Annotated in this window: 21 protein-coding genes; 1 reads left to right on the top strand and 20 read right to left on the bottom strand. The window is 71.4% G+C overall.

Annotated features, from left to right (window positions below; all coding sequences use genetic code 11):
• Positions 1 to 38: 38 nt before the first annotated feature.
• Positions 39 to 701 carry a phosphatase PAP2 family protein gene (locus M2283_RS08615; protein ID WP_280875501.1) on the top strand — a complete coding sequence of 221 codons (663 nt, stop codon included), beginning with the start codon at positions 39 to 41 and terminating at the stop codon, positions 699 to 701.
• 12 nt (positions 702 to 713) lie between these two features.
• On the opposite strand, the gene M2283_RS08610 is transcribed toward M2283_RS08615, so the two are convergent.
• The 20 genes from M2283_RS08610 to M2283_RS08515 are packed head-to-tail and all read right to left on the bottom strand — an operon-like array spanning position 714 to position 26,764.
• Entirely contained in the window at positions 714 to 2,048 is a 1,335-nt protein-coding gene (locus M2283_RS08610) for a glutamate-1-semialdehyde 2,1-aminomutase (RefSeq protein ID WP_280875500.1), read from the bottom strand.
• Positions 2,049 to 2,055: 7 nt separating this feature from the next.
• Positions 2,056 to 2,607, bottom strand: a complete 552-nt coding sequence (rfbC, locus tag M2283_RS08605) for a dTDP-4-dehydrorhamnose 3,5-epimerase (protein ID WP_280875499.1) — start codon at positions 2,605 to 2,607, stop codon at positions 2,056 to 2,058.
• Positions 2,604 to 3,842: a polysaccharide pyruvyl transferase family protein gene (locus M2283_RS08600; RefSeq protein WP_280875498.1), complete on the bottom strand. Its 1,239-nt coding sequence runs from the start codon at positions 3,840 to 3,842 to the stop codon at positions 2,604 to 2,606. The genes rfbC and M2283_RS08600 overlap by 4 nt, the downstream gene beginning before the upstream one ends.
• On the bottom strand, positions 3,839 to 4,786 hold the full coding sequence (locus M2283_RS08595) for a glycosyltransferase family 2 protein (RefSeq protein WP_280875497.1): 948 nt from the start codon (positions 4,784 to 4,786) through the stop codon (positions 3,839 to 3,841). Before M2283_RS08595 ends, M2283_RS08600 begins: the two co-directional genes overlap by 4 nt.
• Positions 4,783 to 6,096, bottom strand: a complete 1,314-nt coding sequence (locus tag M2283_RS08590; protein WP_280875496.1) for a hypothetical protein — start codon at positions 6,094 to 6,096, stop codon at positions 4,783 to 4,785. The genes M2283_RS08595 and M2283_RS08590 overlap by 4 nt, the downstream gene beginning before the upstream one ends.
• A gap of 5 nt (positions 6,097 to 6,101) precedes the next feature.
• Positions 6,102 to 7,385, bottom strand: a complete 1,284-nt coding sequence (locus tag M2283_RS08585) for a DUF4910 domain-containing protein (protein ID WP_280875495.1) — start codon at positions 7,383 to 7,385, stop codon at positions 6,102 to 6,104.
• Complete coding sequence (locus tag M2283_RS08580) at positions 7,373 to 8,398, bottom strand: NAD-dependent epimerase/dehydratase family protein (RefSeq protein WP_280875494.1); 1,026 nt, start codon at positions 8,396 to 8,398, stop codon at positions 7,373 to 7,375. The genes M2283_RS08585 and M2283_RS08580 overlap by 13 nt, the downstream gene beginning before the upstream one ends.
• A 3-nt stretch (positions 8,399 to 8,401) precedes the next feature.
• Complete coding sequence (locus M2283_RS08575; protein WP_280875493.1) at positions 8,402 to 9,049, bottom strand: PIG-L deacetylase family protein; 648 nt, start codon at positions 9,047 to 9,049, stop codon at positions 8,402 to 8,404.
• The gene (locus M2283_RS08570; protein ID WP_280875492.1) at positions 9,046 to 9,855 is read right to left on the bottom strand and encodes a glucose-1-phosphate cytidylyltransferase; all 810 of its coding nucleotides are present in this window, start codon (positions 9,853 to 9,855) and stop codon (positions 9,046 to 9,048) included. Before M2283_RS08570 ends, M2283_RS08575 begins: the two co-directional genes overlap by 4 nt.
• Entirely contained in the window at positions 9,852 to 11,087 is a 1,236-nt protein-coding gene (locus M2283_RS08565) for a class I SAM-dependent methyltransferase (RefSeq protein WP_280875491.1), read from the bottom strand. Before M2283_RS08565 ends, M2283_RS08570 begins: the two co-directional genes overlap by 4 nt.
• Positions 11,084 to 12,325, bottom strand: coding sequence for a glycosyltransferase (locus tag M2283_RS08560; RefSeq protein ID WP_280875490.1), 1,242 nt, complete (start codon positions 12,323 to 12,325; stop codon positions 11,084 to 11,086). The genes M2283_RS08565 and M2283_RS08560 overlap by 4 nt, the downstream gene beginning before the upstream one ends.
• Positions 12,326 to 12,327: 2 nt before the next feature.
• Positions 12,328 to 13,632, bottom strand: coding sequence for an O-antigen ligase domain-containing protein (locus tag M2283_RS08555; RefSeq protein ID WP_280875489.1), 1,305 nt, complete (start codon positions 13,630 to 13,632; stop codon positions 12,328 to 12,330).
• A gap of 1 nt (position 13,633) precedes the next feature.
• On the bottom strand, positions 13,634 to 15,175 hold the full coding sequence (locus M2283_RS08550) for a right-handed parallel beta-helix repeat-containing protein (protein ID WP_280875488.1): 1,542 nt from the start codon (positions 15,173 to 15,175) through the stop codon (positions 13,634 to 13,636).
• On the bottom strand, positions 15,172 to 17,160 hold the full coding sequence (locus M2283_RS08545) for a heparinase II/III family protein (protein ID WP_280875487.1): 1,989 nt from the start codon (positions 17,158 to 17,160) through the stop codon (positions 15,172 to 15,174). Before M2283_RS08545 ends, M2283_RS08550 begins: the two co-directional genes overlap by 4 nt.
• Positions 17,157 to 19,355, bottom strand: coding sequence for a bi-domain-containing oxidoreductase (locus tag M2283_RS08540; RefSeq protein ID WP_280875486.1), 2,199 nt, complete (start codon positions 19,353 to 19,355; stop codon positions 17,157 to 17,159). The genes M2283_RS08545 and M2283_RS08540 overlap by 4 nt, the downstream gene beginning before the upstream one ends.
• 15 nt (positions 19,356 to 19,370) lie before the next feature.
• Positions 19,371 to 21,305: an asparagine synthase (glutamine-hydrolyzing) gene (gene asnB / locus M2283_RS08535; protein ID WP_280875485.1), complete on the bottom strand. Its 1,935-nt coding sequence runs from the start codon at positions 21,303 to 21,305 to the stop codon at positions 19,371 to 19,373.
• A gap of 3 nt (positions 21,306 to 21,308) precedes the next feature.
• Positions 21,309 to 22,829 (bottom strand): Wzz/FepE/Etk N-terminal domain-containing protein, encoded by a 1,521-nt coding sequence (locus M2283_RS08530; protein ID WP_280875484.1) that lies wholly within the window; start codon positions 22,827 to 22,829, stop codon positions 21,309 to 21,311.
• Positions 22,826 to 24,196, bottom strand: a complete 1,371-nt coding sequence (locus M2283_RS08525; RefSeq protein ID WP_280875483.1) for a Wzz/FepE/Etk N-terminal domain-containing protein — start codon at positions 24,194 to 24,196, stop codon at positions 22,826 to 22,828. The genes M2283_RS08530 and M2283_RS08525 overlap by 4 nt, the downstream gene beginning before the upstream one ends.
• Complete coding sequence (locus M2283_RS08520) at positions 24,193 to 25,467, bottom strand: glycosyltransferase family 4 protein (RefSeq protein ID WP_280875482.1); 1,275 nt, start codon at positions 25,465 to 25,467, stop codon at positions 24,193 to 24,195. Before M2283_RS08520 ends, M2283_RS08525 begins: the two co-directional genes overlap by 4 nt.
• Complete coding sequence (locus M2283_RS08515) at positions 25,448 to 26,764, bottom strand: nucleotide sugar dehydrogenase (RefSeq protein WP_280875481.1); 1,317 nt, start codon at positions 26,762 to 26,764, stop codon at positions 25,448 to 25,450. Before M2283_RS08515 ends, M2283_RS08520 begins: the two co-directional genes overlap by 20 nt.
• Positions 26,765 to 26,790 lie beyond the last annotated feature (26 nt).

Raw genomic sequence — 26,790 nt, 5'->3', positions numbered from 1 at the left:
GGTCCAACCACCGCGGTTCGAGCGGACGCGGTGAACGTGTGACCGGCCGACCGACGCCCGTAGTGCTGCCCCCGTCGCTGCACCCGCGGCTCGGGCTGATAGCTGCCCTCGCCGCGCTGGTGGTCGTCGCTCTCGGGGTCCTGTACGCCGGCCACAGCGAGCCCGGCGAGGTTGACAGGTGGATCATCCAGCCGACGGCGGACACTCTGCGGCCGCCGTGGCGGTACGTCGCTCTGGCCCTGGACTTCTTGGGAGAGCCCGTGGGAGCGGCGACGCTGGTCGTAGCCGCCGTGACGGGCTGCCTGGTGCTTCGGCGTCCTCGTGCGGCGGTGCTCATCGTTGCCGGCGTCGGCATGACCGTGGGGACGGGGACGCTGATCAAGCACCTGGTGGGACGCACCATTCACGGCGACGACAACCTGTCCTACCCGAGCGGGCACACCGCCTTCCTCACCGCGCTGGCCCTCATGGTGGCGCTGCTCGCGACCGGCGGGCTCGGCCTCGGAAGAACGGCCGGCACGTCACTCGTGCTCGCCGCGGCGCTTGTTGCCGGCGCCGCCATGGGCTGGGCGCAGGTCGCCCTGGGCGCGCACTACCCGACCGACGTCCTCGGCGGTTGGTGTACCGCACTGGCGGTGGTCCCGGTGACGGCGTGGCTGGTCGACCGGACCGCCGACTCCGTTCGTCGGGAGCCTCACTGACGTCACGTCGCGTCACGACAAGCGGCGGAACACGGGCTTCACCGGCCGCCCGGCCAGCCAGGGGGTGGGGTCGGCGGCGTCCAGTGCCTTCCGGTACACCGCGCATGCCTGGGCCACCACATCGACGGTGCGGTCGATGTCCGCCTCCTCAAGGGCGCTGCTCACCACGAAGGACGGGGCCAGTACTCCGCCCGCGAGGAGCCGGCGCAGGAACAGGGTGCGGTACTGCTGCGACGGCTGCAGGTTCTCGTCGAGGGTGGCGAAGACCAGGTTGCTTGCCCGGCCTCGGACGACGATGTGGTCGCCGACACCCATGCCGGCCGCGGCGTCGCGGACACCGGCGGCCAACCGCTCGCCGAGGGTGTGCAGTTGGGTGGTGACGCCCTCTTCGACGTAGGTGGTCTGCACGGCCATCGCGGCTGCCAGGGAATGCGTTTCCGCGCCGTGCGTGGTGGACAGCAGGAACACCCGCTCGCCGGAGTGACGCAGCCCGCCCCACTCCATCAGCTCACGGCGCCCGGCCAGCGCGGAGACGGCGAATCCGTTGCCCAGCGCCTTGCCGAACGTGGAGAGGTCGGGGACGACGCCGTACAGACCCTGGGCGCCCGCCTCGGACCAGCGGAAGCCGGTGATCATCTCGTCGAAGATCAGTACGCAGCCGTACCGGTCGGCCAGCTCGCGCAGGCCGGTGAGGTACCCGGGCGGTGGCTCGGTGTGGGTGGCGGGTTCGAGGATCAGGCAGGCGACCTCGTCCTGGTACCGGGTGAGCAACTCCTCCGTGGCGGCCAGGTCCCCGTAAGGGAACGCCACGGTGAGTTCGTTGGTCGCCGCCGGAACACCGGCGGACATCGGCGTGGTGCCGATGAACCAGTCGTCCACGGAGAAGAACGGGTGGTCCCCGCAGATGGCCACCCGCGGACGCCCGGTGACGGCGCGGGCCAGTCGTACCGCGGCGGTGGTGGCGTCGGAGCCGTTCTTCGCGAACTTCACCATCTCGGCCGTCGGCACAGTGGCCAGGAAGCGTTCGGCGGCCTCGACCTCCACGATGGACGGCCGGACGAAGTTGCTGCCGCGGTCGAGTTCCCGCCGCACCGCCTCGATCACGCGTGGGTGGGCGTGGCCGAGGCTGACCGACCGCAAGCCGGAGCCGTACTCGATGTAGCGGTTGCCGTCGACGTCCCACACATGGGCGCCGCGGCCGTGGCTGATGACCGGGGCCAGGTTCTCGGGGTACTGGTCGTCGCCCTTGGCATAGGTGTGCGCGCCCCCGGGGATCATGGCGTGCAGCCGCTCGTTCGCCTTCCGCGAGCGGGGCAGGTGGAGTTCTTGGGAGTCTTCGGTGGGCACGCCGGCCTCAACTTTCTTTGTGCTGCAGGACCTTGGCGAGGCTCGGCGCCTCGCGGTCCCGTTGGGACATCGATGTGACCGGCAGCGGCCAGGGGATGGCGAGCTCCGGGTCGTCGAAGGCGATCGTCACGTCCTCGGCCGGATCGTGCGGTCGGTCGATCCGGTACGAGGTGTCGGCGGTGTCGGTCAGCGCCTGGAAGCCGTGTGCGCACCCCGCCGGGATGTACAGGGTCGTCTGCGTGTCACCGGACAGCTCGAAGAAGGCCCGGTTGCGGTAGGTCGGCGAGTCCGTCCGCAGGTCCACGACGACGTCGAAGATCCTCCCGTACGAGCACCGCACCAGCTTGGCCTCGCCGGCGCCGGAGCGCAGGTGCAGGCCGCGCAGCACGCCCCGGACCGAGCGGGACAGGCTGTCCTGGACGAACGCGTCCGGGTCCAGGCCCACCGAGCGGACCACGTCGGCGTCGAAGGTGCGGCAGAAGAAGCCGCGCTCGTCGGCGTAGGGCGTCGGTTCGAAGAGGTACGCGCCGGTGATCTCCGGGACTTCGATCGCTTTCATGGAGTCTCCTGCGGAACATGCGCGCGCGGGTGGTCGGACGCCGGGAACAGGACCGCGGTCAACTCGGTGAACTGGTGCTCCAGTTGCCGGGCGGCGTCCTGGTTCCGCTCGACGAGCGTCTGCCGCAGCTCGGCCGATCGCTTCTCCAGTGCCCGGAACTGCTCCAGCAGCCGGTCGGCGTCGACCTCGCGCGCCGGGTGGCAGTACGCGCCGAGCCCCATCCGGTCCATGAGCGCGTCGCTCTTGGCCGCATAGCTGAGGGCGAGCACCGGCGTGCCTGTCTTCAGCGCGCAGATCAGGTTGTGGTAACGGATCGCCACCACGGTGTCGGCGGCCGCCATCTCCTTCATCAGGTCGGCCAGCGAGGCCGGCTCGGCAGCAGTGACCAGCGGTGAGTCCACCGCGTCGAGGATCGCGGCGACCACCGTCGCGTCGCACGCGTCGCCGGTGAGCAGCCGGACCGGCCTGCCCTCCTCGACCAGCGTGCGGACGAACCGGATCGTCCCCTCGAGGTAGCGCCGGTATATCTCCTCGGCCCGGGCTCGGTCGTCGTTGCCGCCGTGGAAGTCCATCACGCCGACGCAGACCGCGCCCGGCGGGCCCGAGGGCGTGCTCGCCCGCGGCGCCGGCAGGGCGAACGCGAGGTCCGGGTAGACCTCGTCGTGCGCGGTGTCCACGCCCATCGCCCGCATCGCGTCACGGGACTGGGCGTCCCGGTAGGACCGGTACGCGGCCAGCCGCGCCGACCAGCGCACCAGGGCCCGGGTGGGCCGGTCGCGAATCTGGGCGGCGCCGACGCTGACCAGCGCGACCCGGGTGCGCAGCAGTCGGCCGCTCGCGCAGAGCAGGAACAGCGAGTAGGGAAAGCCCCACGGCCGCAGCGGCAGTGTGGCCTCCAGGACGCCCATGCCCGGCACGATCACCACGTCGTGCTTCCGCACCCAGGCGGCAGTGCGGAAGACGTCGACGAGTTTGCCCAGCCCCTTCGCCGCTATCGCGCCCACGCGTGACGCGGTCCGGTACTCCGCGCGGTTCCAGTGCAGCCGCGTGGCGGGGATCCCGAACCGGGCCGTCACGGCCTCGGGCCCGCCGCACAGCGCGTCCACGGCCGCCTCCGGGTGGTCGGCGCGGAGGTATCCGAGGACGGCTTCAAGCGACCCGTCGTTGCCGAGGTTGCCGGAGCCGAGGAGGCCGAACACCCCGACGCGCACCGGAGTCTGGTCCGCGGCCGTCATGTCCGCCTCCCCTCCCGGCCGGCGACGAGGGCGTCGACGGAGACCGTGAGCTGGGCCGGGTCGACCGGGGCGCGGTCCTCGACCCGCTCGCCCGCGCCCGGCCTGACCCGACTGGTCATCCAGGCGGCCAGGTGGCGGTAGCAGGCGCGCCGGTCGGCCGGGGACAGCGGCGCCCGCCGGATCGCCGACGCAAAGCCCCAGACGTACTCGGCGAGCAGCCGGGGTGTCGGGTGCAGCGGGCCTGCCCGGCGCGGGTCCAGGTTGACGCACCGGGAGCGCTTGGAAGGGTTCGCCCGCTCGGCGCGGTTGGGGTGGTCGCGGCGGAAGTACAGCAGCTCCGGCACCTGGTGGAAGGGCCCGTGCAGGGTGATCTCGGCGACGTACGTGCGGTCCGCGTGGTGGTAGCTGTCCATCGGTTTCACCCGGCGCAGCATGTCGGCCCGCATCACTCCGTAGAAGTCGTCGCCACCCGGCTCGAACAGCAGACTGCGGAAGCGCTCCGGTGCGTGCGGGGAGTCGGTGGCGAGCGTGTACTCGTAGGGGACCGTCACCTGGCCGTCGCCGTCGATGACCGCCTGGCCGCTGTGCGCGAGGATCATCTCCGGCCGCTCGTCCAGTGCTTCGACGCAGCGTCGCAGCAGGTCGCGGCCGTAGAGGTCGTCGTGCGAGGCCCACTTGAACAGTTCGCCGCGGGACTCGGCGAACACATGGTTGTGGTTCGGGGTGGCGCCGATGTTCCGGGGCAGCCGGAGGTACCGGATCCGCGAGTCCTGCGCGGCGTACTTGCGGCAGATGTCCTGGGTCCCGTCGGTGGAGGCGTTGTCGGAGACGACGAGTTCGAAGTCCTCGTAGGTCTGGCCGAGCAGGGCGTCGAGCGACTCGGCGAGGTACTCCTCGCCGTTGTACACGGGCAGGCCGATGCTCAGCCTGGGTCGAGCGGTCATGAGGTCCTCCCTTCGGAGATGCGATTACGGTGGCGCTCGCGCAGGGCGGAGCGCAGTTGCAGCCACCACACGGCCGAGCCGCTGACGGTCGCGGCGGCGACGCCCCAGGCCGAGCCGACCGTGCCGGCGGCGGCCGCCCCGCCGAGCCCGCCGCTGACATAGCAGGCGGAGGCGAAGAGCTGGGAGCGCAGGCTGCGCCGGGCCGCGCCGAGCGCACGGAGCCCGGCCGCCGCGCCGGTGCCGAGGCCCGCGCCGGCGACGCCGAGAGTGATCGGCACGATGAGCTGCGAGGCGGAGTGCCAGACGTCGCCGAGCACCAGTTCGCCGAGCCTTCCGGGCATCAGCAGCAGCGCCGTGCCCCAGAGCAGCGCGCCTGCGGCCTGCCCCCCGCCCAGCAGGAGGCAGAACCTGCCGAGCTGGTGCGGTGCCTGCCGCAGCACCCGTGCCGCCTCCGGGACGGTGACCAGCGAGAGCCCCATCAGCACGGCGAGGAACGGGCCGAGCAGGAGTTCGGCGCCCCGCACCGCGCCCACCGCGCCGACCCCGACGATCACGCCGAGCCCGTACGCCCGCAGTTGGCTGGCGCCGCTGAGGCTGACGTTTTCGACCAGGTACCGGTAGCCGAGATCGCGCTGTTCGCGAAGCCAGCCGCGCGCCTGGCTCATCCGGGGGCGGATGCCGGACTGGAGGTATCCGTACCCCGCCGCCACGGTGGCGGAGGCGCCCCAGGCGAGCACGAAAGCGGCCACGCCGCCCCCGTGGGCCGCCAGCACCATGGCCGGGACGAGCGCGACACCCCAGACGACGTCGTTGAGGAACGCCTTCCGCCCGGCGCCGGCGGCGAAGAACGAGAACCGCCAGGCGTCCTGGAGCAGCAGCCCCGGCAACATGACGCCGAGGGCGGCGAACGCGGGCCCCACACGGCCGCCGAGGGCGAGCCCGGCCAGCAGACACACCGCGCCGAGGGCGATGCCGACGTCGAGTGCGGTGCCCGTCGAGCGGCCCACCGCCCGGCGCCAGGATGTGCCCGGCACTCCGCTGAAGCGCACCACGAGCGGATCGGTGGCCAGCCCGCGGGAGACGTTGAGCACCACGCCGTACGTCACCCAGGCGAGGCTGAACACGCCGAACGCGGTCACGCCAAGCGAGCGGGCCACGTAGATGCCCACCGCGAAGTTGCTCACGCTGGAGGCCGCCTGGTCGGCCAGTCCCCAGGACAGCCGGCCGACCATGGCCCGCTTGGCGGTCGTGTGCCGGGCGGGTCCGGGCGGGGCCGCCGATGCCGTCGTCTTCTCCCCCTCGGTGGTCATCGGCGTCATGCCTTGATCAGTTCGGCGCCGCACAGGGCGTCGGCTGCGGCGGCCACGGCGCTGAACGGCAGCCCGGACCGCTCGGCGACGTCCAGCAGACTGTGCTCGCCGTCGGAGAGGTTGAGCACCCAGAGCATGGCCATCTGGGCCTGCTTGGTGTCGCTGCGGCCGCCGAGCGCGTCGTACAACCCGCGCCGGCCCAGCTGTGGTTCGCCGTAGGGGCTGAGGTTGAGGTACCGCCGGTTGCGGTCGAGGACGGCGAATGCCTCGCGGCAGACTGCGAGGGTGTCCGCCATCGCCTCCGGGGAGACGAAGTCCAGGTTGTCCGCCGAGGTGTGGTACTCGGGGTAGCCGGCGTACGGGGTGCGGGTGAGCGAGCCGACGCCGAGGTTGAAGCCGGGCGAGCAGTACTGCCGCTCGTCGTAGCCGTACGGGGTGAACTCGTTGACGTGGTGCGGGCGTTCGGACGCGGTCAGCACGTGCCGCATCACCCGGTCGATCTCCGCGTCGCCGCGCCTGCTCTGCTTGTACGTCACCTGGCCCGGGTCCCCGGCGCAGGCCAGCACGAGGCCGTGCTTGACCCGTTCCACCCGCTCCGCGTTGCGGGCCAGCCAGGTGATCGCCCCGATGGTGCCGGGCGCGTAGATGAACCGGTAGGTGTAGTACGGCGTTTCCTGTGCCAGTGCCCGGGCGAGGAACGTCGCCACCGCGATGCCGGCCAGGTTGTCGTTGGCCAGCGACGGGTGGCAGACGTGGCAGGAGACGATCACCTCGTCGGGGACCTGTCCGGGGACCACGTGCTCGGCGTAGGTGAGGTGGCCGTCCGCGAGTGTGGAGTCGACGCGTACCTCGTACTCGCCGTCCGGCAGCGCGTCCAGAGTCTCCTGAGCCAGGCAGAACCCCCATTCCGGCTTGTAGTAACTCGTGCGGTACGGGACCCAGGACGGGTGGTCCGGCAGGGTGTGCAGGTGTGCGCGCAGCTCGGCCAGCGGCATGGTCGCAGACACCGGCACGCTGTAACCGAGCACGTGCAGGCTGGACGCGGCGAAGTTGACGACCCGGTGGCCGGCGGTGTCGGCGATGTACGCGTCCCGGATGTTCCACTCCTGCGGCACCGTCCAGTCGAGGACCTGCGTCCCGGTCGGCACCTCGTGCACCTGCAAGGGGATGTACTCCCCGACGATGTCCAGGGTGGCGCGCACCCCGTCGCCGGTGATGCTCCGGCACAGCGGGTACATCCGCTCCACCAGCGTGTACATCTCTTCGGCGGTGTCGGTCATCGGCGCCACCGCAGGGTGTCGTCGACGGCGCCGGCTTCGGACGCCGCGCGCAGTACGGCAAGGCGGGTGAAGCGTCGTTCGAAGTCCTCCCGGGTCAGGTCGAACTTCCGGTAGGCGTCGGCGAGTTCGAGCGCGCCCTGCTTCACCGTCCACTCGCAGTCGAAGCCGGGGATCGCGGCGCGGAACCGGGAGAAGTCCACCCGGTAGGACCGCGGATCGGCACCGTTCTCCCCGGTGATCACCACCTTCGCGCCGGACACCGCCTCGGCGACCTGCTCGGCGATCTCGGCGACGGTGACGTTGTTGATCTCACTGCCGATGTTGAACGCCCGGTCGTGCACCGCTTCGCGCGGCGCGGTCAGCGCGGCCGTGAAGGCGCGTGCGATGTCGGCGGCGTGCACCAGTGGGCGCCAGGGGGTGCCGTCGGAGAGCACCAGCACCTCGCCGGACAGGAGCGCGTGGCCCACCAGGTTGTTCAGCACGATGTCGGCGCGCAGCCGGGGCGAGTAGCCGAAGGCGGTGGCGTTGCGCATGAACACCGGGGTGAAGTCGCCGTCGGCCAGCGCGTGCAGGTCGTCCTCCACCCGCACCTTCGACTCCGCGTACGGCGTCACCGGGCGCAGCGGAGCGTCCTCGGCCACCAGGCCGTCGCCGCCGGACGCGCCGTAGACCGAGCAGGTGGACGCGTACAGGAAGCGCCGCACTCCGGCGTCGCGGGCCAGCCGCGCGAGGCGGACGGACGCGTGGTGGTTGATGTCGTAGGTGAGTTCCGGCGCCAGCGATCCCAGCGGGTCGTTGGACAGGGCGGCCAGGTGGATCACGGCGTCCACCCCTGCCACGTGTTCGGGCGTGACGTCGCGCAGGTCGATCCGCTCCCCCGGCGGGTCCGCGGGCGCCGGGCCGAGGACGCAGTCGGCGAACAGGCCGGCGTCCAGGCCGACGACTTCGTGCCCGGCGGCCGCGAGGACCGGGGCCATCACGGTGCCCAGATAGCCCTGGTGTCCGGTCAGCAGTACGCGCAAGGTTCAGTCCCCCAGGTTGAGCGTGAGTTTGGTGACGGCGAACGCCTCGGCGTAGCGCGCGTGGCATTCGATGCCGCGGATCCGGGCAAGGCCGAGGAAGGCCTCCCGGTCGTACCAGGGCCGGTGTCGCTGCGAGGGGTAGTGCTCCTGCAGCAGGTGCACCTTCCGTTCGGCGATCTCGGGCGACAGTGGCTGGTAGGCCGCCGGCCGACCGAGGTCGCCGTCCCACTTGGCGATCTCGTAGCCGAGCACGAGGTGGTCGCGGAACGCGGTGGGTATCAGCTTCGCCAGGCCGCGGTGGTCCTGGTGCGCGTCATCGGTGCGCGGCGCGAGGACCAGCTCCGGTTCGGTCTGCAGGCGCAGCTCCTCGACCGCGGCCTTGGCCTCCTCCCAGTGCGCGGGCAACCGTCCGTCCGGCAGCTTGTGCACGGTCAGCCGCAGGTCGGCGCCCGGGCAGAAGGCGGCGAGTGCGGCCTGCTCCTCCTGCTCCCGCTCGCTGCCGCCGCCGGAGAGCACCAGCGCGTCGACGCGGATGCCCGGCCGCGCACGGCACAGCGTCAGCAGCGTGCCGCCGGCGCCGATGGCGATGTCGTCGCAGTGCGCGCCCACTGCGACGATCCGGTCCAGGCGGCCGGCGCCGAGCTGGATCACGCGGTCCTCACCGCGGTGTTCGCCTCCGCGCCGTCCCGTTCCCACACGGCCCACGGGCGGTCGCCCCGGGTGTAGGCGTCGTCGAGCGCGGCCCGCTCCTTCACGGTGTCGGTCGGCTTCCAGAAGCCGCGGTGCTGATGCGCCACCAGCCGCCCGCGCTTGGCCAGTTCGGCACATCCGTCGGCGACCAGGTCCCCGTTCTCCGGTATGTGGTCGAAGACCTCCTGGCGGAGCACGAAGTAGCCGCCGTTCTCCCACAACGGCAGTTCGCTCACCGCGGTAATGCCCCCCACCAGGCCGTCCTCGCCCAACTCCACGCAGTGGAACGACGATTGAGGCGGCACCACCATCATCGACGCACCGGCGTCACGCAGGGCGAACCGGTCGATCATCTCCGGCAGCGGGGCGTCGGTGAGCACGTCGGCGTAGTTGGCGAGGAACATGTCGTCGCCGTCCAGGTGGTGGCGCACCCTGCGCAGCCGCTCCCCGATCGGTGACTCGATGCCGGTCTGCGCGAACGTGATCGTCCAGTCGGCTATGTCGGTGGACAGCAGCTCGGTCCGCCCGTGGCGCAGCACGAAGTCGTTGGACGTCGTCTCCTCGTAGTTGAGGAAGAAGTCCTTGATGTGGTGGGCCCCGTACCCGAGGCACAGGATGAACTCCGTGTGCCCGAAGTGGGCGTAGTAGCGCATGACGTGCCAGATCAGCGGTCGTGGGCCGACCATCGCCATCGGCTTGGGCACGTCGTCGGCGGTTCCGTTGCGCATGCGCATCCCGTAACCGCCGCAGAACAGAACGACCTTCACGACTTGACCTCGACAATGCTCAGTTCCGGGATCGGGAAGACCAGCCGGCCGCCCCACTCGTGCACGAACGACAGCTGCTCGACCAGCTCGGCCCGCAGGTTCCACGGGAGGACGAGGACGTAGTCCGGCTTGTCGGCGGCTATCTGCTCGGGCGGCAGGATCGGGATGCGGGTGCCCGGGGTGAACCTGCCGTGCTTGTACGGATTGCGGTCGACCGTGTACGCGAGCAGGTCGGGCCGGATGCCGCAGTGGTTGAGCAGGGTGTTGCCCTTGCCCGGGGCGCCGTAGCCGACGACCGTCTCGCCGCGCTCGGCCGCCTCGATGAGGAACTTGAGGAGGTCCCGGCGCACCTTGGCCACCCGGGCGGAGAACTCGGCGTACCCGGCCAGCTCCTGCAACCCGGCCGCCTTCTCCCGGGCCAGCACGTCGGCCACTCGCCGGGTCGGCTCGCCGGCCACCTCGGCAGGCCGGGCCCACAGCCGGACGGAGCCGCCGTGCGTGGGCAGCAACTCGACGTCCACGAGCGCGAGTCCGCCGCTCGCGAGGGCTCGGATCGCAGAGGCGACCGTGTAGTACTGGAAGTGCTCGTGGTAGATCGTGTCGTACTGGTTCTCCTCGATCAGGGTCAGCAGGTGCTGCACCTCGATGGAGACCCAGCCGTCGTCGGCAACCAGGGCGCGCAGCCCCTGGGTGAACCCGACGACGTCGGGGATGTGCGCGTACACGTTGTTGGCCACGACCAGGTCCGCCGGGCCGTGTTCGGCGCGGACGGCGTCGCCGGTGGCCGGGTCCAGGAACTCCGTGAGCGTGGGCACCCCCGCATCGCGTGCCGCGGCGCCGACGTTCACCGACGGCTCGACGCCGAGACAGCGGATCCCTCGGTCCACCACATGCCGCAGCAGGTACCCGTCGTTGCTCGCGACCTCGACCACGAAGGCGTCGGGCCCAAGACCCACCCGCCGCACGGCATCCGCGACGAACGCGCGCGCGTGCTCCACCCAGGAGGTCGAGTACGAGGAGAAGTAGGCGTACTCCTTGAACGTCTCCTCCGGCGTGATCAGCGGCGGGATCTGCGCGAGCCAGCAGTCGGTGCAGACCCGCAGGTGCAGCGGGTACGCGGGCTCCGGCTGGTCCAGTTGGTCCGCGGCGAGAAAGCTCTCACACGGCGGCGTCGCCCCAAGATCGACGACGCTCGCCATCGCTTCCGAGCCGCAGAGTCGGCATCGTGTCATCTGCTGTCCCCATCCCCCCTGCTCGCGCGTGTGTCCCCGCCGCGAGCCAGTGCTGACCGACCCGCGATCGCGGTGCGGTACTCCTCCACCAGGCGCTCCAGGCCGACGGCCGGGCTGAATCCCTGCTCGTAGCGGCGCCGGGCGGCCTGGCCCATCTCCCGGTTGCGGGCCGGTTCGGCCGCGATCCGGCGTATGCAGGACGCGAGCGAGGCGGGCTCCCCCGGCCGGTGCAGCAGCCCCGTGACGCCCTCCTCGACGAGTTCGACGAAGGCGCCGTGACCGGCGGCGACGGTCGGCACCCCGGCCGCCATCGCCTCCACGACCACCAGGCCGAACGCCTCCAGCCATGTCGAGGGAGCCACCACGGCGACCGACCGCGCGATGACCTGTCGGCACTGCTCCGGGTCGTACAGGCCGACGTAGCGCACGTCGTCCCGGCCCGCGGCCCAGGCGGTCACCTCTGGCTCCAGCGGCCCGGTGCCGGCGATCACGAGCGGTACGCCCATACCGCCGCCCGCCGCGATCTCGTCCCACGCGGTCATGAGCAGCCGCACGCCCTTGGCCTCCGCGAGCCGGCCGAGATAGAGCACGTGCTCGCCGTCGCCCGTTCGGCAAGTGCCCGGCTCCGGCACGAAGTTGTGCTTCACCGCCAGCCGCTCGGCGGGCATGCCGGAGCGCACCAGGACGTCGCGCTGCGCCGCGGAGATGCAGAAGAACCGCTCCACGCCTGACCACCACCGCCGCCGGTTGACCGACAGGCTGACCGCGAGCGGCACCGTCGCAAGGCGGGAGTTGCGGTAGCAGCCGTGCCGGACGGCGGGCAGCGGTGTCGATCCGACGCACTCGGTGCACGGTCGGCCCTCCCGCTGGAGCGTGCCGGGCGGGCAGACCTGGGTGTAGTTGTGCAGCGTGGCGACGGCGGGCACACCGGCGTCGGCGCAGGCGGCGAGCACCGCGGGCGACAGGAGCGGGAAGACGTTGTGGACGTGCACCACGTCCGGCCGCTCGGCGCGCAGCCGTGCGGCGAGTTCCGTGCGCACCGCCGGGTTCCACGGCACCAGGAGCGGCACCGCGACCTTGCCGAGGAGGGAGCGGGCGCCGATGTCGTCGCTGCGCCGCTCGAACACCCCGACCCGGTGGCCGGCCGTGCGCAGCAGCTCCACCTCCTGGTCGACGACCTTGTTCTCCCCGCTCGGCTGCGCCGAGGCGTAGCGGTTGTGCACCACGAGAACGTGCATGCTCAGATCACCTCCGATCTACGGGCCCAGCGCGGGATGTGCCGTCGGGTGACCTCGGGCATCAAGAGGGGAGCGGCCTGGGCCGGGGCCGCCAACAGCGAGGCGGCCAGGGCCAGATGCAGCAGATACGGCGAAGCGTCGCCGAGACCGGCCTCGGTGTACGACGCGATCGCGCAGTAGCTGATCAGGAAGATCGCGCAGGCCCTCTCCAGCGACGGCGGCCGCAGCAGCGCGACGCCGCCCAGCACGACGATGATCGTCGCGACGAGGGTGATGCCGATCAGACCCTGCTCGTTGTAGACGGCCAGCCAGCTGTTGTCGATCGGCAGACCGCCGAACGACTTGTCGCCCAGGCCCACGCCGAACACCTGCTCCGCGGTCGACCGGGGCGCGGCCAGCAGGGCGTTCCAGACCTTGGCCCGACCGGTGAGACTGGAGAAGTTCTCCTGGCTCTGTCCGCGCAGGAACCACGACTGCAGCGCGGAGGCGAAACCCACTGCGGCCACCACGGCGCACAGCACCGCCCAGGTGAAGAACCGGCGGGCTGCCGCGCTGGTCAGGATGAGCGAGCAGATCGCCAACGCCAGCCCGATGAACAGGCCGAGCGTGGCCGTCCGGGTGTGGGTCAGCGCGAGCAGCACGAAGGACGGCACGATGACCACCACCGCGCTGGTCCTGTCGATCCGGCGACCCACGACGAGCAGCACGCAGAGCCCGATGATCACCGCCGCGTACTGCCCGATCTGCGGCGGGGTGAGCGGCCACAACGCGCCGACGAGGCGTCCGCCGTAGAGGCCGGGCAGGGCCGCGCCCGGCGAGACGACCAGGCCGGCGGCCACCGATCCGAGCACCGCGAAGTACATCCGGATGTGGTGGCGGACGAACGTCAGGCCGCCGTCCCACCAGCGGGTGAGCAGCCATAGTGTGCCGATGAAGAGGGCCAGTCGGCCGCAGCGGAACAGCGCGCCGAGCCCGGACTCCAGACTCGCGCTGGCGATCACGCTCGACACCAGCAGCAGGGTGAGCAGGAGCACGTAGGCGCTGGGCCGGATGCGCAGCCGTTGATTGACCAGGAGTGCCAGCGCGAACGCGGCGATCAGCGAGCCCATCGTGACCATCTGGATGAGGGAGCGGGGCAGCGGGACGATGGTCTTCGACCCGGCGGAGCCGAGCGTGTTGAGGATCAGCAGCCCCCAGACGATCCCGACGATCTTCGGTGTGCCGGCCGGGCGCGGTTCGGCGCCCGGCTGCGTGCCGACCGTGTCCGGTCCGCCCGGGAGTCCACCGCGCGTCGGCTTCTCAGCCATCTCAACCACCGGCCCGCAGGTCGAGGGTGCTGCCCTTGTCCTGTTGGTACGGCGTCGCCTGCCACTGCCCGAAGTCGAGCACCCGGCTCTGGTCCTGGGCGACGAACTTCCACGGCCCGACGTAGACGTTGTCGTGCCAGCGGTTGTGCTGCTTCTCGGTGATGGCGTCGGCCACCCGCTCGCCCTGGTACGGCGACCAGTCCGGATAGGTGCCGTAGTTGGACAGCACCCCCATGCGGTCGCACATCTCCGTGCACTTGACGACGGACTCGTCGAGCACGAAGCGGTTGTCGTGGATGTCCACCCGCTGGGTCTTCCACCGGCAGTCGGAGTAGAGGGGTGCCTTGGCGATGGCCGGCTTCGCGCAGCTGGCGGTCTTCTTCACCAGCAGCGTGCAGTCACCGGACGAGGTGTTGGCCGGGCTGTTGCAGAACCGGTCGGCGTTCTCCCACAGGGTGATCCCGGACCAGTTGTTCTCCAGCACGTTCCGGTAGATGTCGATCTTGTCGGTGCGGGCTTTGATCCGTGGTTCGCCGCCGGACTCGGACAGGTAGACGGTGGCGTACGGGAAGTTGTCGCCGCTGCCGGCCGCCTTGCGGCCCTCGACCCAGTTGTTCCGCCGGATCGTGTTGTCCCGGATGACCGCGTTGTAGCTGGTCTCGTAGATCAGTGCGGCACCGTCGTTGGCCTCGATCACGTTGTTCTCGATGCGGAAGTCGTTGTTGTTGGTGTCCGCCCACAACCCGGCTCCGCGGTTGTCGTGCACCCAGTTGCCGCGTACGTCGGCGCCGTTGACGGCCCAGAACTTGATGCCTCCGGTGCAGCCGCAGCCCTCTCGCCGCCGCTCCCAGTCACCGGTGTTGTTGCCCGCGATCTCGTTGCCCTCGACCACCAGACCGGTGATGCGGCCGTTGCCCTTGTAGGCGTTCATGCCGTACTGGCCGTTGTCGCGCAGGCAGTTGGCGCGGACCTGCTGGCGGGCACCTGCCATCAGCCCGGCACCGGAGTTGTCCTGGATCGTCGCGTGTTCGATCACCCATCCGTCGGCCGAGTCGTGGTTGACCACGCCCTCGTCCTGCGGCGCGACGAATCCCTGCACGGTCAGATAGCGGATGGTGACATCGCCTGCGGTACCTGCGAAGGCGTACTGGTTGACCTTCCGGCCGTCGAGCACCGCGCCCGGTGCGCCGAGGTAGCGGTCCCCTTTCTTGGGGATGACCTGGGCGTAGCGGTCCCGCTCAAGTCTGTGTGTGCCCGGCCGGAGCCAGAACGTGGTGTTCGGGGGGCTGCTCTTGGTCTTCGCCGCCAGGTCGCCGACCACCGCGGGGTCCACGGTCACCGCGCCCGCCGGTGCCTTCGCCGGTCCGGCAGCGGGGTTGGCGCACACCCGGGCCACGGACCGGGCGGCGGACGTGGACGTGGACGGCGCGGCGGTCGGCTTCGCGGCCGGGGCACCCGACGTGCTCTCGCAGCCGGTCGCCGCCAGCAGGGCCAGCGCCAGCGGTGCCGCCGCAAGCGCCCAGTGCCGTCTCTTGATCCTCACTCGCCCCCCAAGCCGCGGAACCTGAGCACGGTGGTGAACCCGTTCGTGCCCTCGGTGAAGCCGGTGCCGACCAGCGTGGTGGTGGGTTCCTTGCGCCCGAATCCGGCGGAGTACCAGCCCAGCGGTGGGTCGGTCTCGCCGCGATGCGCCCGCCAGGACAACTGTCCGGGCAGTTCGAGCACCGCGGAACGCCTTTCACCGTCCCGGATCCAGGTGAGCACTGCCCGGTTCCCCACCAGGTCCGCGGCGATCGCGGGGCCGAGGTGGAACGTCAGGTGCACGGCCCGGCGCGGGCCGTGTTGGCCGCGGACCTCGTCGACCACCCGCAGCTCCTGGCTCGCGGCCGTCAGTTCCACCCGGCGGCGGTGCACGGAGCCCTGGTAGCCGTCGTGCTCGGCACACCAGCGGGCCACTCCCTCGCCGGACGTGTCCGCCGTCAGGACGCGGCTGCGGGCGTGCCGGGTCCACAGGAACGGGCCGCCGGAGACGGACTGGTCGCCGCCGTCCAGTTGCAGGGTGTTGTGGCCGAGGGTCGAGCGGAAGTACTGCCGCCACTCGGGTTGCCCGTGGTAGCAGTACGTCCCCGGGTCGGCGAGCACGTCGACTCCGTCGTGCCGGACCTCCACGGACAGTGCGTCGGCGTGGGCATGCGCGGCGATGGACAGGAAGCCGTGCGGGCCGCCGTCGCAGCGGCACCAGATCTCCTCCGGACCGCGCAGGACGGTGAGCCCCGCGTCGGCGAAGTGGGCCGGTCGAGTTGCCGGTCGGGTCACGGCCGGTGCGGTTCCGTTTTCCGCGTACGGCCGGATGAGTGCGGCCAGCAGCGGGGTGCGCACATCGGCGCCGGTCACCGTCGGCCACCAGGCGAGCCGGCCGAACACGGCGTCCCCGGTGGCAAGGAGCGAGGCCCAGCGGTCGGTGCCCGCGCCGTCCACGACCAGACCGTGCCCGTCGTCCGCGTCCCCCTGGCGCGGCGGCCGCAGCCGGTTGTCCACGACGGCCGCGAGCGCGTCGGTCATCCGCAGCAGCACCAGCCGGATCGACGCGGGGACCGGCACGTCGGCCGCATCCGCCTCGGCCACCGCGGCCAGACCGAGTTCCAGCACGAGTCCGTGATATTCGGTGGCCAGCTCGCGGTTGAGGCCGGAGTCGAAGGTGTTGCCGCGCAGATGCCGCTCCAGCGACCGCAGCGCGTCGGCCCGCCAACGCGGCGAGGAGGGGAACCACCCGAACGCGCAGGCCGCGGCGAACTGCCCGGCGGTCTCGGCGATGACGTGGTTGTTCGCCGAAGACCCCCGGCTGGGGAAGGCGGCCAGCCAGCGCTGGTGGTGCCAGATCTGGTTCAGCGCCACCGGGTTGCCCTCGAACAGGTCGGCCGCGCCCGGCCAGCCGTCGAGCAGCCGGCGGATCCACACCCAGGACAGCAGCCGGATGCCCAGCTCGATGCCGCTGATCCAGTGCACGCCGCGCAGCGGTGGGTTGGCCTTCCACCATGACCGCAGGTGCTCGGCCACGCGCTCGGCGTACCGCTCGTTCCCGGTGACCGCGTAGGCGGCGGCGAGCACGGTGAGGTACTGGTGCCGGGACAGCTCCCAGATCTGCTTGATGTCCCCGACCGCGTCCTCGTCGCGGTACGGCAGGTCGAAGGCGTAGCCCCAGGGAGCCCGGCGCCCGGTCTTCGGGTCGCACCACCAGTCCGGGTCGTCCAGGTCGTCGCGGACCACCCCGAAGTACTCGGCGTGCCCGTACATCAGCCGGTCCGCCTCGGCGATGAGACGTTTCGCGGCGTCCGGTGGCACCGAGGCGATCGCTCCCGCGGGCAGGACCGCGATGAACCGGGCACCGGTCACGCTCGGGCAGTCCGGCCGCGCCGACCGCCACCGCCGCCTGCGCACGGCGTCGCCCGCCCGGCCCGCGACCTCCCGCGGTCCCATCCGGGACAGCCGCCGCAGGTACCAGCCCGGACTCCCCGAGTTCACAGTCATCGCGCCCTCGCCAGCGTCACCGGCGCGCCGCCCGCCAGGCCGGCCTGCACGGCGAGGGTGGCCGCCGTGGTGGCGACCAGCGACTCCAGCGGCACCGGCATCGGTCCGCCGGTCCGAACCGCCTTGATGAACGCGGCCAGTTCGGCGTTCTGGCCCTTGTCCCGGGCCTTGGGCAGCCGCGAACTGACCCACTTCTTACGGCCGTAGACCGAGGCCTTGACGAAGTCGTCGAGCCGCAGCACCTTGCCGTCCGCGACCAGGTCCAGCGTCTCCTTGGGGAAGCCGGGCGCGCCGGTGGTGACGTAGCTGATGGTGGCGGTGGACCCGTCCGGGTAGCCCAGCACGATCTGCAGGTCCTCGTTGCCGGACGTGGCGACCGAGTACACCGAGACCGGGTCGGCCTCCAGCAGCCAGCTCGCCGTGTCGATGAAGTGTCCGCCCTCGCCGGCGAACCGCGAGCCCTCGGTGCCCTGTTGGAGATACCAGCTGCCGTGCTGGAGCCGACCGGCGTTGACCAGGTAGCGCAGGCTCGCCGGACCGGTCCGGACGCCGAACCGCTTCCTGGCCTCCTGCAGCAGCGGCGCGAACCGGCGGTTGAAGCCCACCTGCAGCCGGTCGTTGCCGGACTCCTCCACCGCCGCGAGTACGCCGGCCAGCTCGTCCTCGGTGAGGGCCAGGGGCTTCTCCACGAACACCGTCTTGCCGGCCAGCAGTGCCTGCCGGGTCAGTTCGGCGTGCGAGCTGTGCCGGGTGACCACGAACACCGCGTCGATGGACTTGTCGCCGAGCACGGCATCGAGATCGGTGGTCGCCTCGGCGAAGCCGAACTTCCGCTGCGCGTTGGCCGCGGACAGCGCCGTCGTGGTGACGACGGTCGACAACTCGACGCCGTCGCGCTGGGCCAGGTGCGGCAGCAGCATCGACGTCGCGTAGTTTCCCGCGCCGACGAACGCGAGGCGTACCGGCGCCGTGGCGGACCGGGTCGGGGTGGGCGCTTTGCCGCTGCGTCGCACGGCGGGCACGGTCACCGCCGGGGACTCCGCCTCCCCCGATACTCCGGCGTCCTGCTTCTGCTCGGGGTACCGGAACAGCACGGCCACGGCCTTCAGTTCGCCGTCCTTCAGGCGCTGGTACGTCTCGACGGCGTCGTCGAAGTCGGCGATGTGGGAGACCAGCGGCTCCACGTCGACCCTGCCGCGGGCGAGGAGATCGAGGAAGCACGCCAGGTTGCGGCGCTCGGTCCAGCGCACGTAGCCGATCGGGTAGTCGCGTCCCTCCAGCTCGTACGACGGGTCGTAGCGCCCGGGGCCGTAGGAGCGCGAGAAGCGGACGTCGAGTTCCTTCTCGTAGTACGCGTTCCACGGCAGGTCCAGGCGGCACTTGCCGATGTCGACGACCCGGCCGCGGTCCCGGCAGAGCCGGGCGGCCAGCTCGACGGGCTGGTTGCTGCCGCCGCCGGCGGCCAGGAACACCTGGTCCACGCCGTGACCGCCGGTGAGTTCGGCGACGGCGGCCTCCACGGCCGCGGACGCGGGATCGCCGCAGGCCACGGCGCCCAGACTCTGGGCGAGTTCGCAGCGCACCGGGTCGGGGTCGGCTCCGACCACGCGGACGCCCGCGGCGGTGAGCAGCTGCACCACCAGCTGCCCGATCAGCCCGAGACCGATGACCAACGCCACCTCGCCGAGCTGCGGCTCGCCCTGGCGGACGCCCTGCATCGCGATCGACCCGACGGTGCCGAAGGCCGCGTGCCGCGGCGCGAGACCGTCGGGGACCGGGGCGTAGAGGTTCTTGGGCACCCAGTTCAGCTCGGCGTGCAGCGCGTGCTCGTTGCCGGCGCAGGCCACGAGGTCGCCGACCTTCACGTCGTCGATCCCGGCGCCGACCTGCTCGACCACCCCGCACAGCGAGTAGCCCAGCGGCGTGTAGGAGTCCAGCTTGCCCATCACCTTGCGGTAGGTGGCGGGCACCCCGTTGGTGGCCACGCTCTGCATGACCTTGGCCACCTGGTCCGGCCGTGAGCGGGCCTTGCCCAGCATCGACATGCCGGCCTCGGAGACCTTCATGAGCTCGGTCCCGGTGGAGATCAGCGAGAAGGCGCTGCGCACCAGCACCCCGCCCGGCTTGCACCCCGGTACCGGCACGTCGAGCACCGCCAGCTCGCCGCTCTTGTAGTTCTGTACGACCTGCTTCACCCGAACTCCTGATTCCTAAGCCGTCAACCGAGTGCTCTGGCCGGACCCGGAGGTCGCGTCGCGATACCAGTACTCGAGGGTCAGTACGTGCCACAGATGCTTGGAGAAGTCCCGCTGCCCCGCGGCGTCCTCGGCGACCATGCGCGCCAGCGCGTCGCGGCGCAGGAGCCCGGAGTTGACGAGCAAGCCGTCGTTGACCACCTCGCGCACCAGCGGTGCCAGGTCCCGGCTCATCCATGCGCGCAGCGGGGCGCTGAACAGACCCTTGGGCCGGTACACGATCTCCCGGGGCAGGACCGAGGTGGCCGCCTCCTTGAGGACGGCCTTGCCCTGCCGTCCGACGATCTTGCGGTCCCCGGGCACGGCGAATGCCGCCTTGACCACCTCGACGTCCACATACGGCACCCGTACCTCGGTCGACGCGGCCATGCTCGACCGGTCCGTGTAGGCGAGGTTCAGGCCCGGCAGGAACATCCGGGCGTCGGTCAGGCACATGCGGTTGACGAAGTCGTCGAGGTCGTTGTCCTGGTAGACGTCCGCGTGTTCGGTCAGCACGTCGTCGACCGTCCCGGCCAGGTCCGGATCGACAAGGGCGAGCAGCTCGTCCTGGTCGTACATGGTGTAGCTGCGCCGGAACGCGGTCTCCTCCGGCAGATCGGCGAAGGAGAGGAACCGCTTCGCGAAACGCACCGACCGGTACCCCCGCCGGGCCGTGGCGACCGGCAGCCGATCCACCACCCCGGACACTCCGCGCCGCATTGGCCGCGGGACGCGCTGGTAGCGCACCGCGAGCAGGTTGGCCAGGTGCTTGCGGTACCCCGCGAACAGCTCGTCGGCACCCATCCCCGAGAGCATCACCTTGACCCCGGCCTCCCGGGCGGCCGAACAGATCAGGTACGTGTTGATCGCGGCGGGGTCGCCGATCGGCTCGTCCAGGCTGTACGTCATCTGCGGCAGCAGGTCGAGCACGTTCGGGGCGATCTCGATCTCGTGCAGGTCGACGCCGAACTGCTCGGCCACCTGCCGGGCGTAGCGCAGGTCGTCCGGCATCGCCTCGAACTTGGCGTCCTCGGCGCGGAAGCCGATCGTGTACGCGGAGATCCCGGGCTGGTGGCGGGCCGCCAGCGCGGTCAGATAGCTGGAGTCGAGGCCGCCGGAGAGGAAGGTCGCCACGGGTACGTCGGAGAGCAGGTGGTGCCGGGTCGACTCCTCGACGATGGCGGCGAGGTCCGGCTGCTCGCCGGCCAGGGCACGCTCCCGGCCCTCGGCGGCGATGTCCTTCAGGTTCCAGAACCGGCCGCGCTCCACCCGGCCGTCGGACCGGCACCTCAGCCAGCTCCCCGGCGGCAGCTTCTCCGCCTCGCGGAACGCGCAGCGCGAGTCCGGCACCCAGTAGTACAGCAGTGAGGCCACCAGCGCCGCGTGGTCCACCTGCAGCGAACCGCCGGTCGCGGCGGCGAGCGCCTTGAGCTCGGAGGCGAACATCAGGCCCGCACCACGCCGGAGCAGGAACAGCGGCTTGATGCCCAACTGGTCGCGGGCGAGCACCAGGTCACCGGTCCGCTCGTCGAAGACGCCGAACGCGAACATGCCGCGCAGCCGGGGCAGGCAGTCCGTGCCCCAGCGACGCCAGGCCTCCAGGAGTACCTCGGTGTCGGAGGTACCGCGGAAGCGCACCCCGGTGGCCGCCAGCTCGGCACGCAGCTCGGGCGCGTTGTACAGCTCGCCGTTGTACGTCAGGGCGAGGCCGTCCGAGACCATCGGCTGGGCGCCGGTCTCGGACAGGTCGATGATGGACAACCGGCGGTGCCCGAGCTGCACTTCGCCGTCACCGAGGGGGTGGCCGTAGCGGCCCGCGCCGTCCGGGCCGCGGTGGGCGAGGGTGTCGGTGAGCCGGTCGGTCACGACCTTTCCGTCCGGCCACCGGTACGTGCCTGCGATGCCACACATGTCCTACCTCACCTCCTGGTCGTCGTCCGGGACCCGTGCGGCCCGCATCGGCTGCAGCTCCGTGCGCCGCCGGCCCGTCCCGTTCGGCCGGGCCGGCCGCTCGCTCCGGCCGCGCAGCGCGGTGTGCAGCCCGTCCCACAGGGTGCCGTCGGTCCGGTCACGCGGATCGGGGTCGATCAGCACCACACCGATCACCGGAATGCGCTGGTCCGCGAGCTGGCGCGCCACTGTGTGCAGCCATGCGGCGCTGCCGTGCCCGGCACGCACGACGAGCACGGTCTGGGTGCCGAGGTACTGGAGGTCGGTCCACGCCGTGCCGGGCGCCACCGAGCCGACGCCGATCCGGTGCTCCTGAGGCGACACGGCCGCGGCACGTTCGCCGCTGACCACCGTGGGGTCTCCTGGTTTGGAGCGGCGGCGTGCGAGCTGCGGACCAGGGAGACCGTCGACGACGACCACCGGCCCGTCCTCCGCCAGTGCCCGGGCCAGGCCCAGGGCGATCACGCTCGTGCTGCGCGCACAGCCCAGTTCGAGCAGCAACAGCGGTTCCGCCGAGCCTCGCACGGTGCGGGCCAGCGTCGTGGTGAGCCGTTCGCGTGCCACCCGGGTCCGTCGGCGCCGCCACGGCCTGCCCGAACGGCGGGGCAGCTCCGCGATGACCGAGGCGCCGAGGTTCGCCGAGATGTCCCGGCGCAGCACGGGGCGGTCCGCCACCACCACGCCGACCGCGGCCAGCAGGAGCCCGAGGACGAGCCCGAGGACCAGTCCGATCACGCCGTTGGTGACGACGGCCTTGGGCAGGGAGTGCCGCACCGCGCGCGGGGCGTCCACGATCTGTGTGCCGACGATGAGCTGGGGCGTGCCGATGCGCGCCTCCTCGGCGCGCTGGCCGAAGTCGTCGATCTGTGAAGTGAGCGCGGCCCGGCGGGCGAAGAGCGATTCGAGGTTCGCCGACGCTTGCGGGTCGATGTCCGACGTTCGGCCGCCGATCGCCTTGTTGACGTCGGCGAGCTCCGCCTGCAAACGGTCACGCTGGTCGAGCAGGCCCTTGGCATCGGCGTCCGCGATGTCCCGTATCCGCTTCACATGATCCGTGACGAACGCGTCGGCCAGTGCCTTGGCCCGGGCCACCGCTTCCGCGTCGGTGTCACCTGTCACATCGATCTGGAGCACGTTGTTGGTCAGTCCGGTGCCCCGGTAGTCCCGCATGAAGTCCTCGGGTTTTTCCGGGGACTTGAGGATCCGCAGAGCCCGGTCGGCGATCTGCGTGGTCCCCAGCAGCTGGACGTCGGTGCGGATCAGCGTTCCCGTGTCGTTCGGCTGGTCCTCCGCATGCGCGACCAGCACCTTGGTCATCGCGGCCGGTGACGGCGGCAGCAGGACCGCCATCGCCGCGCCGATCAACAGCCCGAGCAGCGCCATGGCGCTCCACAGACGGCGGCGTCTACGGACCGCGACCACCAGCGCCTGGATGTCGAGGAGCGGGGTGGCGGCCGACGACTCCGAAGTCGTGCTCGTCGTCATGCTGAACCTCCCGTCGCGTGGCCGTGCACCGCGAGTGCCGGAGTGGCCTCGTCCGAAGGACGGCCGGCGGACCGCGTCGGGCGGGTGCGGACCGTGCCGGCGACGACGACGCCGACGACCTCGTGCCCGCCGTCCGCACACGCCTCGGCGATACCGGCGAGCTCCTCCGCGGTCCATCTGCCCGCGCTGAGGACGACCAGCGCACCGGACTCCGTGTCGCGGTCCGGCACGATCGGCCGGTCCACCGAAACCTCCACCATCCGCAGCAGCGGATCGCGTTGGGCCTCCGCGACGAACTGCCCGGCGGCCCGGCGGGCGACCTCGTCGCCCTCCGGTACGACAACCAGCAGGCACCGGGGGGCCGGCAACCGGTCCCGGAGGCGAGCGCACACTCGCCGGTAGCGGATCCGCCTGGCGGTCTCATCACCCGACCTCTGCGGGGTCTGTACGTCCCACCGGGTGTCGACGCCGAGAAGTCGGCGGATCCGGGCCCGTGGGCCACGGTTTTCCGATGGGTGCGCGCGCCGTTCACCAGGCACGTCGACGGTGCCGAGGAACGCCGAGCCCAGCGCCGCGGCGATCTCCGGTTCGGTGCGCAGCCGGCGACTCACCCGTGCGGCGGCGAGATGGCCGACGACCGCGAGCAGGAAGAACAGCAGCGCCCCGCCGACGACGAGCTGCACCCTCGTCGGCGCTGCCGCGCCGGTCGGCCGCGGCGCCGGCCCCATGACGACCATGCTCGCCTTGTTGGTCGCCGGGCCTGCCTCGTCCAGTTTCTTCATGGCATCCTGCAGCGCGGTGCGCAGACTCTCGAGCTCGGTGCGGGCCTGCACGCTCTCCACGGTCTGCCCCGGACCGGCCGCATCGGCCAGGTCGGTGATGCGGCGATTGGTCTCGACCACCTGCTTCCGCAGCGCCTCGGTCCCCGTGGCCGCTCCGGGGTCGGTACTGCCGCCTGCGACGCGCGCGGCGAAGGTGACGAACTGCTGGGCCACCTGGTCGGAGAGCCGCTGCGCGCGCGCCGGGCTGGAGGCCGTACCCGAGATCTTGATGATGTTCCCGTCGTCGGCCTTGGCGCTCACCTGATCCCGCAGGTCGGCGCCGCTGACGCCCTTCCATCCGAGCGTGGCGGCCGCGCGGTCGGCCACCTCGGAACTGGTCGCGATGTCCACCTGGGTCAGCAGTTCGCGCTCGTCCCACTGGCCCGGCAGCAGCACCGAGGCCGCCGCCGTGTACCGCGGCGGCAACAGCAGCACCGAGGTGCCGTAGCCGACAAGCGCGCCCGCTACGGCGAGTACGGCCAGGAGCCGCCACCGCCGACGGAGAATCCGTCCGATCGTGACCAGGCGGATCGTGTCATCACTCAATGGCGCGGCCTCTTCCCCGTACGGACCGGCCCACCTGCCGACACCGGGGCATGGTCCCGGCAGGCAGCGGCGTAGGCGGCGAGCAGCGACGCTTGCGAGTTGCGCCAGGAGAGCGGGCCGCTGATCCGCTCCTGGCCGATCCTGCCCATCCGGGCCCGCTTCTCCGGATCGTCGAGGAGCAGCGCGATGAGCTTGGCGAACTGGGCCTCGTCGTCGTCGGGCGCGTAGACGGCGGCGTCACCGGCGGAGACGCGCGCTTCTCGGAGGTCGAACGAGACGATCGGCCGTCCCATCGCCATGTACTCCAGGACCTTGTTCATGGTCGACACGTCGTTGAGCGGATTGCACGGGTCGGGGGAAAGGCACACGTCCGCGGTGCACAGGTAGCGCACCAGGTCGGCGTCCGGGATGCGCCCGGTGAACTGCACCTGCTCGGAGAGTCCGAGCCGCCGGGACAGCTCCACCATCGCCTCGAAGGCGTCGCCGGCGCCGACGAAGACCGCATGCCAGTCGGTCCGCCCGAGTTCGTCGCGCAGCTTCGCAAGGGCCCGCAAGGCGTAGTCGACGCCGTCCTGAGGGCCCATGACGCCGAGGTAGCACAGCAGATGAGACTTGCCGCGCTTCAACTCCGGCTCCGGCGGCACCGGTTGGAACCGGTCGATCGCGGGCGCACTGCGCACCACGAAGACGTCCTCCGCCCGCCGACCGCCACGGCGCAGCGCGACGTCCCGGTAGCTCTCGTTCGTGGCGAGCACGATGTCCGCGGCCCGGTAGGTCCGCCTCTCCAGCGCGCACACGGCGCGGTAGAGCAGGTCCTCGCCGCGGTCGAACCGGGAGAGGTACAGCTCGGGTACCAGGTCGTGCTGGTCGAAGACGAACCGCGCGCCGCGCCGCTTCAGCCACAGTGCCGGCAGGAACAGCAGGTCGGGCGGGTTGCACGCGTGGACCACGTCGACCGGACCGACCTTGCGGGCCAGCCGGACCGTGTGCCACAACGCCGATCCGTACTCCCGCAGGTAGCCGGCCGGCCCTCCGGTGGCCGCGCGCAACGGGTAGCGGTGGATCCGCACCCCGTCGATCACCGCCTCCGGCTCCGTGTCCCGTTTCTCCCCCCGGGGACAGATGACGTGCACCTCCCAGCCCGCGTCGCGCAGTGTCGTGCACTCCTGCCACACCCGCCGGTCGAACGGCACCGACAGGTTCTCCACCAGGATCAGCGCGCGCCGGCCCGGCCCGTCGCCGCTGATCGCGCTACCAGGCAAGGCCCACATATCCCGGCTCGGCCCGGCGCGCGTCGGCGTCGGGAAGGTGGATGAGGTCGACGATCACCGGGCGGCCCGCGTGAGGCAGTGCCGACAGCACAGCCGGATCCCTGGTCCCGACCAGGCACACCTCGGCGTGCTCGAGCACCTCGTCGACGGAGTCCGCGAGCAGCTGCGCGAGATGCGGCAGCCGGCTCTCGATGTACTCGCGGTTCGCGCCGAGCAGCCGGGAGAGGCTCACATTGGCGTCGTAGATCTTGAGGTCGTACCCCTTGCCGAAGAGCCTCTCCGCCAGCTCGACGAGCGGGCTCTCGCGGAGGTCGTCGGTGCCGGGTTTGAAGGACAGCCCGAACAGGCCCACCCGGCGCTTGCCGGTGCGCTCGACCAGGTCCACCGCGCGCTGCAGATGGTCGGAGTTGGAGGCCAGCACGTGGGAGAGGATGGGCACCGAGACGTCGGCCCGCTGCGCCGCGTGGACCAGACTGCGCAGGTCCTTGGGCAGGCAGGAACCACCGAAGGCGAAGCCGGGCCGCAGGTAGGCGGGGCTGATGTTCAGCTTGCGGTCGGCCAGGAACACGTCCATCACCTGGTGCGAGTCCACCCCGAGCGCCTGGCACACCGAACCCAGCTCGTTCGCGAAGCCGATCTTGAGGCCGTGGAACGCGTTGTCCGCGTACTTGATCGCCTCGGCGGTCGGAACCGGCACCCGGAACACCTCGCCGGGCAGGCCGTCGTACAGCGCCGCCAACGCGTCGCCGCTGGCCGGGTCGAGCTCGCCGATGACGGTCTTGGGCGGGTCGAAGAAGTCCTGCACGCTCGTGCCCTCGCGCAGGAACTCCGGGTTGACCGCGACCCCGAAGTCCACTCCGGCCGTGCCGCCGACGTTCTTCTCCAGGATCGGCACCAGCAGGTTCAGGCAGGTGCCCGGGAGCATGGTGCTGCGGAACACGACGGTCTGCCGTCCGCCCCGCTCGGCGAGCGCGGCGCCGATCTGCTCGGTGACCCGCTCCAAGTATGTGGTGCACAGGCTGCCGTTGGGCTCCGACGGCGTGCCCACGCAGACCAGCGACACCTCACTGTCCATGATCGCCTCGCGGACGTCGCCGGTGGCGCGTAGCGCTCCGGTCCGCACGACCTCGGCGATGAGCTCGCCGATCCGCTCCTCGACCACCGGGGCCTTGCCGTCGTTGACCAGGTCGACCTTCACCTGGTTCACGTCCACCCCGATGACCTCGTGCCCCATGCTGGCCAGACACGCGGCCGATACGCAGCCCACGTAGCCGAGCCCGAAAACGCTGACTCTCATGACCCGTTCCTCCCCCCAGGCAGGCC

Origin of the sequence: Streptomyces pseudovenezuelae, from assembly GCF_029892565.1 — a bacterium.
GTDB lineage: Bacteria > Actinomycetota > Actinomycetes > Streptomycetales > Streptomycetaceae > Streptomyces > Streptomyces pseudovenezuelae_A.
The sequence above is the reverse complement of the archived record's forward strand: the minus strand, read 5'-3'. Positions and strand labels throughout refer to the sequence as shown.

Bases quoted from the DNA above. Each gene is read 5' to 3' on its own strand.
- rfbC (WP_280875499.1), bottom strand. From the start codon at position 2,607: ATGAAAGCGATCGAAGTCCCGGAGATCACCGGCGCGTACCTCTTCGAA.
- M2283_RS08600 (WP_280875498.1), bottom strand. From the start codon at position 3,842: ATGACGGCCGCGGACCAGACTCCGGTGCGCGTCGGGGTGTTCGGCCTC.
- M2283_RS08595 (WP_280875497.1), bottom strand. From the start codon at position 4,786: ATGACCGCTCGACCCAGGCTGAGCATCGGCCTGCCCGTGTACAACGGC.
- M2283_RS08590 (WP_280875496.1), bottom strand. From the start codon at position 6,096: ATGACCACCGAGGGGGAGAAGACGACGGCATCGGCGGCCCCGCCCGGA.
- M2283_RS08565 (WP_280875491.1), bottom strand. From the start codon at position 11,087: ATGACACGATGCCGACTCTGCGGCTCGGAAGCGATGGCGAGCGTCGTC.
- M2283_RS08560 (WP_280875490.1), bottom strand. From the start codon at position 12,325: ATGCACGTTCTCGTGGTGCACAACCGCTACGCCTCGGCGCAGCCGAGC.
- M2283_RS08555 (WP_280875489.1), bottom strand. From the start codon at position 13,632: ATGGCTGAGAAGCCGACGCGCGGTGGACTCCCGGGCGGACCGGACACG.
- M2283_RS08545 (WP_280875487.1), bottom strand. From the start codon at position 17,160: ATGACTGTGAACTCGGGGAGTCCGGGCTGGTACCTGCGGCGGCTGTCC.
- asnB (WP_280875485.1), bottom strand. From the start codon at position 21,305: ATGTGTGGCATCGCAGGCACGTACCGGTGGCCGGACGGAAAGGTCGTG.
- M2283_RS08530 (WP_280875484.1), bottom strand. From the start codon at position 22,829: ATGACGACGAGCACGACTTCGGAGTCGTCGGCCGCCACCCCGCTCCTC.
- M2283_RS08520 (WP_280875482.1), bottom strand. From the start codon at position 25,467: ATGTGGGCCTTGCCTGGTAGCGCGATCAGCGGCGACGGGCCGGGCCGG.
- M2283_RS08515 (WP_280875481.1), bottom strand. From the start codon at position 26,764: ATGAGAGTCAGCGTTTTCGGGCTCGGCTACGTGGGCTGCGTATCGGCC.